This is a genomic window from Rhodococcoides kyotonense (assembly GCF_001645385.1).
GTDB lineage: Bacteria > Actinomycetota > Actinomycetes > Mycobacteriales > Mycobacteriaceae > Rhodococcoides > Rhodococcoides kyotonensis_B.
In genome coordinates, this window is the sequence record NZ_LVHI01000023.1 from 365,391 (window position 1) to 379,324 (window position 13,934).

12 protein-coding genes are annotated in these 13,934 nt (G+C 66.9%); 9 read left to right on the forward strand and 3 right to left on the reverse strand.

The features are described 5' to 3' along the window. The first annotated feature begins 23 nt into the window (after positions 1 to 23). Positions 24 to 800: an acyltransferase gene (locus A3K89_RS17610; RefSeq protein ID WP_068428383.1), complete on the forward strand. Its 777-nt coding sequence runs from the start codon at positions 24 to 26 to the stop codon at positions 798 to 800. Here the strand turns inward: A3K89_RS17610 and A3K89_RS17615 are convergent. The 3 genes from A3K89_RS17615 to A3K89_RS17625 are packed head-to-tail and all read right to left on the reverse strand — an operon-like array spanning position 783 to position 4,371. Next, positions 783 to 2,030: a glycosyltransferase family 4 protein gene (locus tag A3K89_RS17615; protein ID WP_068428386.1), complete on the reverse strand. Its 1,248-nt coding sequence runs from the start codon at positions 2,028 to 2,030 to the stop codon at positions 783 to 785. The two genes, A3K89_RS17610 and A3K89_RS17615, sit on opposite strands and share 18 nt — an antisense overlap. Next, the gene (locus A3K89_RS17620; protein ID WP_068429124.1) at positions 2,027 to 3,538 is read right to left on the reverse strand and encodes a 1,4-alpha-glucan branching protein domain-containing protein; all 1,512 of its coding nucleotides are present in this window, start codon (positions 3,536 to 3,538) and stop codon (positions 2,027 to 2,029) included. The genes A3K89_RS17615 and A3K89_RS17620 overlap by 4 nt, the downstream gene beginning before the upstream one ends. A 32-nt stretch (positions 3,539 to 3,570) precedes the next feature. Continuing rightward, positions 3,571 to 4,371: a class I SAM-dependent methyltransferase gene (locus A3K89_RS17625; protein WP_068428388.1), complete on the reverse strand. Its 801-nt coding sequence runs from the start codon at positions 4,369 to 4,371 to the stop codon at positions 3,571 to 3,573. A 209-nt stretch (positions 4,372 to 4,580) separates the two neighbouring features. On the opposite strand from A3K89_RS17625, the gene A3K89_RS17630 reads away from it, so the two are divergent. The 8 genes from A3K89_RS17630 (at position 4,581) to ligA (ending at position 13,930) form a co-directional block, all read left to right on the forward strand. Next, on the forward strand, positions 4,581 to 5,381 hold the full coding sequence (locus tag A3K89_RS17630) for an electron transfer flavoprotein subunit beta/FixA family protein (protein ID WP_068428390.1): 801 nt from the start codon (positions 4,581 to 4,583) through the stop codon (positions 5,379 to 5,381). Between the two features lie 44 nt (positions 5,382 to 5,425). Further along, a complete protein-coding gene (locus A3K89_RS17635) occupies positions 5,426 to 6,382 on the forward strand; it encodes an electron transfer flavoprotein subunit alpha/FixB family protein (RefSeq protein WP_068428393.1) in 957 nt (318 codons plus the stop codon). A 137-nt stretch (positions 6,383 to 6,519) separates the two neighbouring features. After that, positions 6,520 to 7,362 (forward strand): GNAT family N-acetyltransferase, encoded by an 843-nt coding sequence (locus tag A3K89_RS17640; RefSeq protein WP_068428397.1) that lies wholly within the window; start codon positions 6,520 to 6,522, stop codon positions 7,360 to 7,362. Then, positions 7,359 to 8,276, forward strand: a complete 918-nt coding sequence (locus A3K89_RS17645) for a lysophospholipid acyltransferase family protein (protein ID WP_068428400.1) — start codon at positions 7,359 to 7,361, stop codon at positions 8,274 to 8,276. Before A3K89_RS17640 ends, A3K89_RS17645 begins: the two co-directional genes overlap by 4 nt. Positions 8,277 to 8,337: 61 nt before the next feature. Further along, positions 8,338 to 9,576, forward strand: a complete 1,239-nt coding sequence (locus tag A3K89_RS17650) for a cysteine desulfurase family protein (protein ID WP_068428402.1) — start codon at positions 8,338 to 8,340, stop codon at positions 9,574 to 9,576. Beyond that, entirely contained in the window at positions 9,576 to 10,667 is a 1,092-nt protein-coding gene (gene mnmA / locus A3K89_RS17655) for a tRNA 2-thiouridine(34) synthase MnmA (RefSeq protein ID WP_068428403.1), read from the forward strand. Before A3K89_RS17650 ends, mnmA begins: the two co-directional genes overlap by 1 nt. Then, complete coding sequence (locus A3K89_RS17660; RefSeq protein ID WP_068428404.1) at positions 10,664 to 11,683, forward strand: methionine synthase; 1,020 nt, start codon at positions 10,664 to 10,666, stop codon at positions 11,681 to 11,683. Before mnmA ends, A3K89_RS17660 begins: the two co-directional genes overlap by 4 nt. Before the next feature lie 51 nt (positions 11,684 to 11,734). Further along, positions 11,735 to 13,930, forward strand: coding sequence for an NAD-dependent DNA ligase LigA (gene ligA / locus A3K89_RS17665; RefSeq protein ID WP_068428408.1), 2,196 nt, complete (start codon positions 11,735 to 11,737; stop codon positions 13,928 to 13,930). Positions 13,931 to 13,934 lie beyond the last annotated feature (4 nt).

Genomic DNA, 13,934 nt, shown 5'->3' on the forward strand with positions numbered 1-13,934 from the left:
GCCGGTTATCTAAGGTGCTCGGTATGACGAGTATGTGGAACGCGCCGTTGCGTTCGCGCTGGCGGGGATCGAGACGGCGCGACGACGAACAGGCACGTTTCCTGACGCTCGATTCCCTGCGGTGGGTTCTGCAGAACAAGGCCTACACGCCGTGGTACCTGGTGCGGTACTACCGTCTGGCGAAGTTCAAGGCCGCCAATCCGCACGTGATTCTGCGCGGCATGGTGTTCCTCGGCAAGAACGTCGAGATCCACTCGACGCCCGAGCTGTCGAGGCTGGAGATCGGCCGCTGGGTGCATATCGGCGACGGCAATGCCATTCGGTGCCACGAAGGCTCGCTGCGGATCGGCGACAAGGTGGTGTTCGGCAAGGACAACGTCGTCAACACCTACCTCGACATCGAGATCGGCGCGTCGACGCTCGTCGCGGATTGGTGCTACATCTGCGATTTCGACCACCGCATGGACGACGTGACGACGCCCATCAAGGATCAGGGCATCGTCAAGGGTCCCGTCCGCATCGGTCCGGACACGTGGGTCGCGGCGAAGGTCACGGTGTTGCGCGAGACCGACATCGGACGCGGATGCGTGCTGGGTGCGCACGCGGTGGTCAAGGGCACGATCCCGGACTACAGCATCGCGGTCGGCGCACCGGCGAAGGTCGTGCGCAACCGCAAGGCCGACTGGGAAGCCGGCGCGGCGGCGCGCGCCGAGTACATTGCCGCGCTCGAGGACATCGAACGCAAGAAGTCGCTGAAGGCAGCAGAAGCCGCCCGCGGCGACTCAGCTTCGTTCGGGTAGCGCGCGTTCGACGATGACCGGCCTGCCGAGCGGATAACGCACCTTCCGCTTGGCTCCGAGGTACACCTGCGCGGTCGCGTCCGCGACGTGCTTCCAGTCGAAGTCGACCGTGAGGCGGGCACGCGCGGCCTCGGCACGTTCCTGCGCCTTGTCCACGTTGTCGAGAACCGACCGCACGGCGGTGGCCAAGCCGGCGACGTCGCCGGGCTCGAACGACAGGCCCGTCGTTCCGTGAACGATCGCTTCCCCGAGCCCGCCCGCGGTCGAAGCCACGAGCGGAGTTCCGGCTGCCGCGGCCTCGAGCGCGATGATGCCGAAAGGCTCGTAGCGTGAGGGCAATACGATCGCGTCGGCGCCGTGCAGCCACCCGAGGAGTTCGGTGTGATCGAGCGAACCGAGGAACGACACCGCACGTGCGACGCGGTGCGTGCGGGCCAGCTGCGACAGCCACGCGAATTGTGTTCCCTCACCGGCGATGTGAAGCGTCGTGCCGGGGTGACTACGACGGATGCGGGGGAGTGCAGCGATCGCGTCCTGGACCCCCTTCTCGTACTCCAGCCTGCCGACGTAGAGCAGCTTGGCCGGTTCCGAGCGCGGTTCGCGACGCCGAAAGCTCCACGTACGGATGTCGATGCCGTTCCTGATGACGGTGACGGCGGCGTCCTTGATACCGAAAAGCCGTGTCACCTCGTCCTTCATCGATGTCGAACACGTGATGACGGCGTCGGAGTCGTTGGCCAGCCACCACTCGATCGAGTGGACCTGTCGGTTGATCGGCCCGGAGATCCAGCCGCTGTGCCGCCCTGCTTCGGTGGCGTGGATGGTCGACACCAGTGGGACGTCGAAGTGCTCGGCGAGCGCGATCGACGGATGTGCAACCAACCAGTCGTGCGCATGGACGACGTCGGGTTGCCAACCGTCACCGAGTCCCGGCTTGCCGAGGGCGATGCCCGCCCGAACCATCGCGTGCCCCATCGCAAGGGTCCACGCCGCCATGTCCTCGCCGAACACGAAGTGCGCGGGATCCTCGGCGACAGCGACGACGAGGACGCCGTCCTCGATGCGGTGAAGAGTGGGGTGCGTCGAGGCGTCGGTACCCGTCGGGCGACGCGACAGGACCACCACCTCGTGGCCTGCCCGCACCAGTTCGGTCGCCAGATGATGTACGTGCCTGCCCAACCCGCCGACGACGACGGGTGGGTACTCCCACGACACCATCAGAATCTTCACTCGGCCGCCCCTTCGTCACGATGATCCCCACGCAAACGTCTGGCGTCGAGTCCGGGGAACAAGCCGTCGGCCCGATTCCACCGTTCGGCGAGTTCGGCGGCCCTGCCGACCGGACCCCGCGCGACCGCGTCGGCGATCTCCCGCAGCGCGTGCGCATGGATGTGCGCGCGGTCGCGGGCATATCCTGCGGCGGAGTCCTTGCTGACCATGAACGCCCAGTCGCTTGCCAGTGCCAACAGTGTCTCACGCAGAATCTGGTCGTCGACCCGGTTGCGCAATACGGGCCCGTCGGACTCGCGAGAAGCGTTCTTGTCGATCGTGTCCAATGCCAAGGCCGAGACCTCGGCGTTCAGCGTCACCAGGTCGGCGACGGCGTCGCCCGCCCAGACACGCCAGTCCTTGCCCGAGCCCCACGACGACTTCTGCAGGTCGACGGGCGTGCCGACGTAGCCACGCGTCCGAGCGTCGTCGAGCGTCCCGACGTCGATTCCGGCCTCGGGCAACGCGCGCAGTACACGCTCCAGCCACACCGGGCCCTCGAACCACCAGTGGCCGAACAGTTCGGTGTCGAAGGCAGCGACGACCAGGGCGCCTCGTCCGATTCGGTCGGACTCCTCGCGCAGGCGTCGTCGAACCGAATCGACGAAGTCGGCGACGTGCTTGTCGATGGCAGCGGATGCGCGTTCGGGATCGTAGGGTTCCTTGTCGGCGGAATCGACGGTCCGGCCCGTCACCCGTGCGTGCTTGAGCCCCGTCGCGTGGTCGTAGGTGTGGAAGTCGCGATACGCGGGGTGGCCCGGATATCCCGATTTCGGCGACCACACCCGATAACTGACCGTCAGATCGCGACCGAACGCGACGACGTCGGACTCGCGAACGGGACGGCCGAGTGTCGTGTCGCCGCGCAGCGCCGGGCCGTCGACCATGAAATGCGTCACCCCCGCTGCGGCATAACCGAATTCCATGCCCGGTGCGTAGGCGCATTCCGGAGCCCAGATGCCCGTCGGGCGGGTGCCCCATCGTGACCGGGCATCCGAAAGCCCCTCGGACAGCGAGAATTCGCGCAATCGCTCGTCGAGGAGAGGCTGGAACGGATGTGCGAGCGGGCCACCGAGCAACTCGACCGTTCCGGCGTCGACGAGTCGGCGAATCGCGGCGGAACCCCCATGGCGCCACTGTGTTTCGAACGTGTCGAGAGCGTGCGACGCGGCCCTGTGCTCACGCGTCGACAGTCCGCGATCGGTCGCCTCGTGCGCACGCAGCTGCCAATTGCCCAGCCAGTGATGCATGCCGGACAGGCAGTGCGGGTCGTCGAGTTGGGCGGCCAGCACGGGAGTGATGCCGAGCGACAGCAGGTTCGTTCGGCCCTCGTCGGCCAGCCGGCCGAGCATCTCCACCAACGGCAGATACGAGCCGGCCCACGACTGGTACAGCCATTCCTCGCCCACGGGCCACCGTCCGTGATTGGCGAGCCAGGGAAGGTGGGAGTGCAGAACCAGGGCGAACATCCCTGGCTCGGTCACCGGAGTGCGGCGTTCGCTCACTCGCTCACCGAGGTCGCAGGCTTCGTTGCGACGGCCACCAGATCGAGGCTGGCATCGATGTCGGAGGTGCGAATGTCGAAGTCGCACGAGCGAATTCCCGCGACATCGGCCGTCAGATCGTCGGGCCACGGCTCGCCCGCGAGTGCACGTTCGATCTGCGCGTCGATGAACGAACCACCGTGTTTGGTGTCCAGGGCGCGCAGGACCGAGCCGTGGTGCACGCCTGTCATCGTCTCGACCGTGAATCGAGCGTCGCCCAGCAGTTCGGTGAGTTCGGCGGCATTCAGCTCACGGGTGTGGAACGGATTCAGGGGAGTGTCACGCCCGGGGGAGAACGTGATGCGGTTCGGCGTGCTGATCAACAGAACTCCGCCAGGGGCGAGTACGCGGTGGCACTCGGCGAGAAATTGAGCCTGGTCCCACAGATGCTCGATGACCTGGAAATTGACGACGACGTCGATCGAGTCGTCGGCCAGGGGTAGCTGCGCCAGGTTCCCGCGCAGCATTCCGACGCGGGGATAACGCGTCAGGACGTGCGCTGCCGCCGACGCGTCGTAATCGAGGCCGACGACGGACGTCGCGACGTCGGCGATCATGTTCGCGCCGTAGCCCTCACCGGAACCGGCCTCCAGTACGACCTTGCCCGCGCAACGATCTCGCAGGTGCTCGTAGACGACTTCGTGCCGACGGAACCAGTAGTTCTCCTCGGCGATGCCGGGAACCGTGCGCTCCCCGGTGAGGGGTAACGGTTCGGGCGCGCCGTCCACGACGGAACCTGCGTTCGATGAATCGCTCACCGACGAGAGGGTAATGCCTCTACTGCCCAGTAGGACAGCGACGGGCAGTCCCTGGCGTGGCCCTCCTGGATGTATGGTCAGGCGGGAAACGCAGTAAGTTACCCACCGGTAACTAGACATGGGGTAATCTACGGCCAGGTGCTAGAACTGCAAGAACCCATACGAACACTCGATTCAGCGGAACATGACCAGGAGGTCGACGCAGACCCATGACGAACATCGTCGTATTGATCAAGCAGGTTCCCGACACGTGGTCCGAGCGCAAGCTGACCGACGGTGACTTCACCCTCGATCGTGAAGCCGCCGACGCCGTGCTCGACGAGATCAACGAGCGCGCGGTCGAGGAAGCACTGCTCATCAAGGAGTCCAAGGGTGGTGAGGTCAAGGTGCTGTCCGCAGGCCCCGACCGCGCGACCGACGCCATCCGCAAGGCTCTGTCCATGGGCGCCGACAGCGCCGTCCACCTGAACGACCCTGCGCTGCACGGTTCGGACGCGATCCAGACCGCATGGGCACTCGCAGCGGCACTCGGCCAGATCGAGTTCGAGAACGGCGAGGCCACCGAGCTGATCATCGCCGGTAACGAGGCCACCGACGGCCGCACCGGAGCCGTTCCCGCGATCATCGCCGAATACCTCGGCATCCCGCAGTTGACGCAGCTGCGCAAGCTCGTCGTCGACGGCGACAAGGTCTCCGGAGAGCGCGAGACCGACGAAGGCATCTTCGGCCTCGAAGCCACGCTGCCCGCCATCGTCAGCGTCACCGAGAAGATCAACGAGCCGCGCTTCCCGTCCTTCAAGGGCATCATGGCCGCCAAGAAGAAGACGGTCCAGACGCTGACCCTCGCGGACATCGGCGTCGAGGCAGAGACCGTCGGTGTCGAGAACGCAGGCACCACGGTGACCTCGTCCACGCCGAAGCCTCCCAAGACTGCTGGTGAGCGCGTCACCGACGAAGGCGACGGCGGAGACAAGATCTCGGCCTACCTCGTCGGCCAGAAGATCATCTGATCGCCCACCCCAAGCAGCCAGACCACAAGAGGAGAAGCTAGAACATGGCAGAAGTACTTGTGCTCGTCGAGCACGCAGAGGGAAGCCTGAAGAAGGTCAGTCTCGAACTCATCACCGCGGCACGCGCTCTCGGTGAGCCGTCGGCAGTCGTGACCGGTCCGGCCGGCACCACCGACAAACTCGCCGACGCCTTGACCGAGGCCGGTGCCGAGAAGATCTACGCTGCCGAGTCCGACGACGTCGACGGCTTCCTGTTGACCCCGAAGATCGACGTGCTGTCGTCTCTGGCCGAGTCGGTCAGCCCCGCCGCGATCATCACCGCGTCGAGCACCGAGGGCAAGGAGGTGGCCGGACGTCTGGCTGCACGCCTCGGTTCCGGCCTGCACTCCGACGTCGTCGCGGTCAACGGTGACGGCAGCGCCGTCTACTCCATCTTCGGTGGCGCGTACACCGTCGAGGCCAAGGCCAACGGCGACGTCCCGGTCATCTCGGTGCGCCCCGGCGCAGTCGAGGCAGAGCCGAAGGCAGGCGCGGGCACCCGCGAGACGGTCGAGGTCCCGGCCCAGGAAGAAGGCGTCACCAAGGTCACCTCGCGTGACCCGATCGTCGGTGGCGACCGTCCCGAGCTCACCGAGGCGTCGGTCGTCGTCTCCGGTGGACGTGGCGTCGGCAGCGCGGACAAGTTCAACGTCGTCGAGGAGCTCGCCGATTCGCTCGGTGCCGCCGTCGGTGCATCGCGCGCCGCCGTCGACTCCGGCTACTACCCGGGCCAGTTCCAGGTCGGACAGACCGGTAAGACGGTCTCGCCGCAGCTGTACATCGCGCTCGGTATCTCCGGCGCGATCCAGCACCGCGCAGGTATGCAGACTTCGAAGACCATCGTCGCCGTCAACAAGGACGAGGAAGCACCCATCTTCGAGATCGCGGACTTCGGTGTCGTGGGCGACCTGTTCAACGTCGCCCCGCAGCTGACCGATGCGGTCAAGAAGCACAAGGGCTGACACGTCGTAGCCGAATCGGCCCCCGTACCCACTGGGTGCGGGGGCCGAACTGTGTGATACAGCCGTTCACACAACGTGTTCGGACACGTAACCCAGGTGATGCGCGGACGGTGCTGAAGCTCGTTAGACACAGCATCATGACCACTTCAGTCATGACCTCGGCCGCAGCGGAACTCGCGACCACCGCTCCCGCCGCGCCTGCCACCGACAGGTACTCGCTGGTCCTCTCCACGGACCGCTACCACCGGGAAGCCGCACAGCGGCTTCGCTACGACGTGTTCGCCTCCGAACCGGGGTTCGAGATCCCCGCCGACACGAACGGCCTCGACGCCGACCGATTCGACGACTTCTGCGACCATCTTCTCGTCCGTGACAACCTGACCGACGATTTCGTCGGCTGCTACCGCATGCTCCCGCCCGACGCCGCCGCTCGCGCGGGCGGCTACTACAGCGCAACGGAATTCGATCTGTCCGCACTCGATCCAGCGTCGTCCCGGGTCGTCGAGATGGGCCGGGCCGTCGTTCGTCCCGAGCATCGTTCCGGCTCGGTTCTCGGACTCATGTGGTCGGGAATAATGCACTACCTCGAAGTGACCGGCCTCGAATGGGTGATGGGCTGCGTGTCCGTGCCGATGCAGGCCACACCGGACGACGAACCCGGCGTCAACGTTCGCGGCGTGCGCGATCTTCTGCTGATCAAGCACGCCTCGCCGGCCGACCGGCGGGCGATCCCACACAATCCCGTCGTCGTCGACGGCCGTACGCTCGACGACCTCGTTCCCCCGGCCCGACCGTCCGTGCCGCCGCTGCTGCGCGGGTACCTGCGATTGAACGCGACGATCTGTGGCGAGCCCGCTCACGACCCGGACTTCGGTGTCGCCGACTTCGTCGCGCTGCTCGGACTCCGCGAAGCCAACACGCGATACCTCGACCGACTCAGAAGCGCCGCCGCGACCTACGACTCGCAGGCCGGCCGATGACACGCCGTGACGTCGCGGCGACCTCGGCCCCGCCCGAGATCGATCACGCGTGGATGCCGTCGAGCCCGTGCGGCGACAGCTGCATCGGACGTGACACATCGGCGGTCCGGACCGTCGTTGTCGTTCTGCGAACGCTCCTCGCCGTCACGGCGCTGATGCTTCTGCCGATCCTGATTCTCGTCGGGGTGGCGTCTCCGCACGCGCGGCGGAGTGTGACGCGCTTCGGGGCCAGGATGCTGCTGTTCGCGATCGGGATCGGCCTGCGGGTCGACGACCAGCGGTCGGTGCGGGAGAAGTCCAGGACCGAGGGCGGCGCGCTCGTCGTGGCCGGCCACGTCTCGTGGACCGACGTCATCGTGCTCACCGCGCTGCGACCTGCGACGTTCGTCGCCCGCGGCGATCTGATCGACTGGCCGGTTCTCGGAGTTCTCGCCCGCGCGATGAAGGTTCTGCCGATCCACCGACGCAGCCTGCGCGCACTGCCCGGCACCGTGGAACAGGTCGCGGACCGGCTGCGCGCGGGCGGCACGGTCGTCGCATTCCCCGAAGCGACGACGTGGTGTGGCCGTGCCTACGGGTCGTTCCGCCCGGCGATGTTCCAGGCCGCCGTGGACACCGAGACATGGGTTCAACCGGTCCGACTGCGCTATGTCGACGCTTCCGGTGAGCAGACGACGTCGACGTGCTTCGTCGGCGACGAGACGATCGGACAATCGATCTCCAGGATCTTCCGCCTGAAAGGGATCGTCGCCGAAGTCGGACTCGCGACGCCGGAACCGCCGGGAAACGATCGTCGAGACCTCGCGCGGCGGTGCGAGGCATCGGTGCGATCCGGCGATGCGCTGAGCGCCGACCTGCACGGTGTGATCGCCGGGAACGTCGTACTTCATTCGGCGATGCAGCAGGGCGCCTGACCCTCGGCGGAATCTCGCGCGTTCTTCCGGCTCACGCCGAGCGGCTATCCTGAACAGCGTTATGCCTTCTGCCCGCAGTTCGGCTGCTACCACTGCCTCGAGCGCACCCGTCTACCTCGATCATGCTGCGACGACGCCCATGTCGTCCGCCGCGATCGAGGCGATGACGGCCGTGTTCGCCACCGTCGGCAACGCGTCGTCGCTGCACGGATCGGGGCGCGCAGCCCGCAGGCGCGTCGAGGAAGCGCGCGAGTCCATTGCGGAGAATCTCGGCGCACGGCCGTCCGAGGTGATCTTCACCTCAGGCGGAACCGAGAGCGACAACCTCGCGGTCAAGGGCATCTTCGCGGCCAGGCGCGACGCCGAACCGTCGCGCACCCGGATCGTCGCGAGCTCGGTGGAACACCACGCGGTTCTCGACGCGGTGGAGTGGCTCGCCGCGCATGAGGGTGCCGACGTCACGTGGCTGCCGGTCGACGCGTCCGGACGCGTCCAGCCGGACACTCTGCGCGCCGAGCTCGCGCTGCGCGGTGACGAGATCGCGCTGATCACCGTCATGTGGGCCAACAACGAGGTCGGCACCATCATGCCGATCGCGGAGCTCGCTGCCGTCGCGCAGGAGTACGGCATCCCGATGCACAGCGACGCCATCCAGGCCGTGCCCCACCTTCCCGTCGACTTCGCCGCCAGCGGACTGTCGGCACTCAGCATCGCGGCACACAAATTCGGTGGACCGCAGGGCGTCGGCGCGTTGTTGCTCGGCCGCAGCGTTCCGTGTGTGCCGCTGCTCCACGGTGGCGGGCACGAGCGGGACGTACGGTCCGGGACGCACGACACCGCGTCCGTCGTCGCCATGGCGGCAGCGCTGAAGGACACCGTCGACACCCGTTCCGCGCGCCACCGAGAGCTGACGCGGCTGCGCGAGAAGATGATCGCCGGAGTGCGGGCCATCGATCCCGGCGTGATCGTCAACGGTGCGCAGGGCGACGGCGGTCTCGACAGCATCGCGCACTTCACGTTCCCCGGATGCGAGGGTGATTCCCTGCTCATGCTGCTCGACGCGGCCGGGATAGAATGTTCGACCGGATCGGCATGTACCGCGGGCGTCGCTCGCGCGAGTCATGTGCTGATCGCCATGGGCGCCGACCCGGTGACCGCGCGCGGATCCTTGCGTTTCTCGCTCGGGGCCGGATCGTCGGACGACGACGTGGATCGACTTCTGGCTGCGTTGCCACAGGTGACAGAACGTGCCCGCGCTGCGGGACTGGCGAGCGTAGGAGCTCGGGGAGGACAACGCTGATGCGTGTTTTGGCTGCGATGAGCGGCGGAGTGGACTCGGCTGTCGCGGCGGCCCGGGCAGTGGACGAAGGGCACGACGTCGTCGGCGTGCACCTCGCTCTGTCGAGTGACCCCGGAACGCTCCGGACCGGTTCGAGGGGCTGCTGCTCCAAGGAGGACGCGGGAGACGCCCGACGTGCCGCCGACGTCCTCGGCATCCCGTTCTACGTCTGGGACTTCGCCGACCGGTTCAAGGAAGACGTCATCGACGACTTCGTCGAGTCCTACGCGGCGGGGGAGACCCCGAACCCGTGCCTGCGGTGCAACGAGAAGATCAAGTTCTCGGCGCTCGCCGACCGTGCGCTGGCGTTGGGCTTCGATGCCGTTGCCACGGGCCACTACGCCCAGCTGCACGACGGTGTGCTGCGCCGCGCGGTCGACGCCGACAAGGACCAGTCCTACGTACTCGCGGTGCTGAACAAGGCCCAGCTCTCGCGTGCGATGTTTCCGATCGGTGACACGCCGAAGTCCGAGATCCGTGCCGAAGCCGCCGAACGGGGACTCGCCGTCGCCGACAAGCCGGACAGTCACGACATCTGCTTCATCCCGTCCGGTGACACACGTGCATTCCTCGGCGCGAAGATCGGCATCCGGCCGGGCAAGGTCGTCGACGCGGACACCGGTGCCGAACTGGCCGACCACGACGGAGTCCACGGATTCACGATCGGCCAGCGCAAGGGCCTCGGCGTGCAGGGTCCTGCCGCCGACGGCAAACCTCGCTACGTGACGGCCATCGAACCCGACAGCGGCAACGTCATCGTCGGGTCGGCAACGCGTCTCGACGTCTGGGGCATCACCGGCGAGCGTGCCATCTGGACCGACGGCGTCGCGCCTACCGGACCGATCGAGTGCGTCGTTCAGGTGCGCGCACACGGAGGAACCACCGAAGCGGTCGCCGAGGCGACGTCCGACGGCGGTGTGGACATCCAACTCCGCAGCGCGCTCACCGGTGTCGCGAAGGGACAGGCGGCCGTACTGTATCGGCGAGATGTGTTGGGCGACATCGTCATCGGTAGCGCCACCATCGCGGGCACCCGTTCCGAGAGCGAGTGAGCAGCAGCGTTTTCGCCGGACTCGCGACCGGAATCGGCTCGTGGCCCGGCACCGACGTGCGTGAGGCGGCGGGCATCGTGCTCGGTGAATTGCCCGCCCTGCCCCATGTCGTCGAACTGCCCGCCCGTGGGCTCGGCGCCGACCTGATCGGTCGTACCGGGGCGTTGATGGTCGACGTCGAACTCGATGTGCGCACGTCCGGATATCGCATCGCGCAGCGGGCGACACGGGCAGGGCGCCACGCCGAGGACCTGTTGAGTCGCGATCTCGACATACTCGAAGAGTTGTGGGAGACAGGCGGTTTCGCGGCATCCTTGCCGGTGCTGAAGGCGCAGGTCGCCGGACCGTTCACGATGGCGGCCGAAGTCGAACTTCGGAACGCGCATCGCGTGCTCACCGATCGGGGAGCCGTCCGGCACGTTGCGGAATCGCTGGCCGAGGGCATCCGTGAGCACGTCGCCGAACTACGTCGACGGCTCGGCGTCGACGTCGTCGTTCAGCTCGACGAGCCGAGTTTGCCTGCGGTGCTTCGCGGTTCGCTACCGGGTGTGAGCCGACTCGATCCCGTGCCCGCATTCCCCGAGCCCGACGCGTTGGAACTGCTCGATTCCGTTCTCGGCTCGCTCGGGGTGCCTGCGATGGTGCACTGCTGCGCCGCGGGTGCGCCCATCGATCTGATCCGTCGCAGCGCCGCGGACGCCGTCGCGCTCGATGCGTCGCTGCTGCGTTCTTCCGACCTGGACGCGGTCGGCGAGCTTCTGCAGGCGGGGAAGACGCTCGTCCTCGGCGTCGTCCCCGGTACGACGCCGGAACGCACTCCGACCTGGCGAGAGGCGGCGGCACCTGCGGTGACGCTCGTCGATCGGCTGGGATTCCCGAGGTCGACGCTGGCCTCTCAGGTGTCGGTCACGCCCGCGTGCGGGTTGGCCTCGGCGACCCCCGAATGGGCGCGCACCGCGCTCACGTTGGTCGAGAACGTCGCCGATGCGTTCGGTGACGCGCCGGACTCGCTGTAGGAGGTTCGTTCGGCGAGGTTTGGTGTCGGTGTATTCCGATAATCTTCGGGAGTGGACGAATCGACTGACGTACCTGCTTCGACCGACACCGCTGACGCCGTGGCTGCCGGCACACCGGCATCCAGCGAAGATCGGGAGCAGTGGCAGAAGTTGGCCGAGGAAGTGCGTGGCCACCAGTTCCGCTACTACGTGCGCGACTCGCCGATCATCTCCGACGGCGAATTCGACGCTCTGCTGCGCGATCTGAATGCGCTGGAGGAAGCACATCCCGAGCTCCGTACCGCCGACTCGCCGACGCAGCTGGTCGGGGGCGGGTTCGCCACCGAGTTCACCGCCGTCGACCATCTCGAGCGAATGTTGAGCTTGGACAATGTGTTCGACTACGACGAGCTTCGTGCCTGGGCCAAACGCGTCGAGTCGGAAACCGGATCCGGTCTGCACTACCTGTGCGAAGTCAAGATCGACGGTGTAGCGCTCAACCTGGTCTACGAGAACGGCACACTCGTCCGCGGTGCCACGCGTGGCGACGGCCGCACCGGCGAGGACGTCACGTTGAACGCGCGGACCATCGACGACATCCCCGAGACGTTGACCGAGAGTCCCGATCATCCCATTCCGGCCTTGTTGGAAGTGCGCGGCGAGGTGTTCTTCCGGTTGGAGGACTTCCAGGCGCTCAACGCCGCGCTCGTCGAGGAGGGCAAAGCGCCGTTCGCGAATCCCCGGAACTCGGCAGCAGGGTCGCTGAGGCAGAAGAATCCCGCGGTCACCGCGCGTCGCCGACTCGGCATGATCTGCCACGGTTTCGGCCGAATGGAAGGGTTTTCGCCCGACTCTCAGCTGCACGCCTACGAAGCGTTGAAGGCGTGGGGTCTGCCCGTGTCGACCCACACCAGCCAGGTGGAGGGCATCGACGCCGTCGTCGAGAAGGTCGAGTACTGGGACACCCATCGCCACGACGTCGAACACGAGATCGACGGGCTCGTCGTCAAAGTCGACGAGATGGCTCTGCACCGCAGGCTCGGTACCACCTCGCGCGCGCCGCGCTGGGCCATCGCCTACAAGTATCCGCCCGAGGAAGTCGCCACCAAGCTCCTCGACATCAGGGTCAATGTCGGCCGTACGGGCCGTGTCACTCCGTTCGCGTACATGGAACCGGTGCTCGTGGCCGGTTCGACGGTGTCGTTGGCGACGCTGCACAACGGGTCCGAAGTCAAACGCAAGGGCGTGCTGATCGGCGACACCGTCACCATCCGCAAGGCGGGCGAGGTCATTCCGGAGGTTCTGGGGCCGGTCGTCGACGCACGCACAGGTGACGAGACCGAGTTCGTCATGCCCACCGAGTGCCCCGAGTGCGGCACCACGCTGGCTCCCGCGAAGGAGGGCGACGCCGACCTTCGCTGCCCCAACTCCGAGTTCTGCCCTGGTCAGCGTCGTGAACGCCTGTTCTTCGTCGCCGAGCGAGGCCGGTTCGACATCGAAGGTCTCGGCTACGAGGCGGCGACGGATCTGTTGAAAGCCGAAGTGGTGCTCGACGAGGGCGACATCTTCTCGCTCACCGAGGACGACCTGTTGAAGACGTCGATCTTCCGGACCAAGGGCGGCGCGCTGTCCGCGAACGGCCGACGGTTGCTCGACAATCTCGACAAGGCCAAGGACCGGCCGCTGTGGCGGGTTCTCGTCAGCCTGTCCATCCGCCATGTCGGACCGTCCGCCGGTCGTGCGCTCGCCACCGAGTTCGGCAGCCTCGAACGCATCGAGAACGCGTCGGAAGAAGAGCTGGCCGCGGTCGACGGCGTCGGCCCCACCATGGCCAAGGCGGTGGCCGAATGGTTCACCGTGCCGTGGCACCGAACCATCGTCGAGAAGTGGCGCGCCGCGGGCGTCCGGATGGAGGACGAGCGCGACGACTCGATCGTTCGGAACCTCGAAGGCATGTCGATCGTCGTCACGGGTTCGCTCGAGAACTACTCGCGTGACCAGGCGAAGGAGGCGATCCTCGCACGTGGCGGCAAGGCGGCCGGATCGGTGTCGAAGAAGACGGCGTTCGTCGTCGTCGGCGAATCGCCGGGAAGCAAGCACGACAAGGCCGTCGAACTCGGGGTTCCTGTACTCGACGAAGCAGGCTTCACGCTGCTGCTGACCGAGGGTCCGGATGCTGTCCGGCCCGGCGACAGCGATGGCGAGAGCGACCCGGACAGCGACGGGAGCGGAGCCCGCAGGAGCGACCCGGACAGTAACGACGAGTAACGCT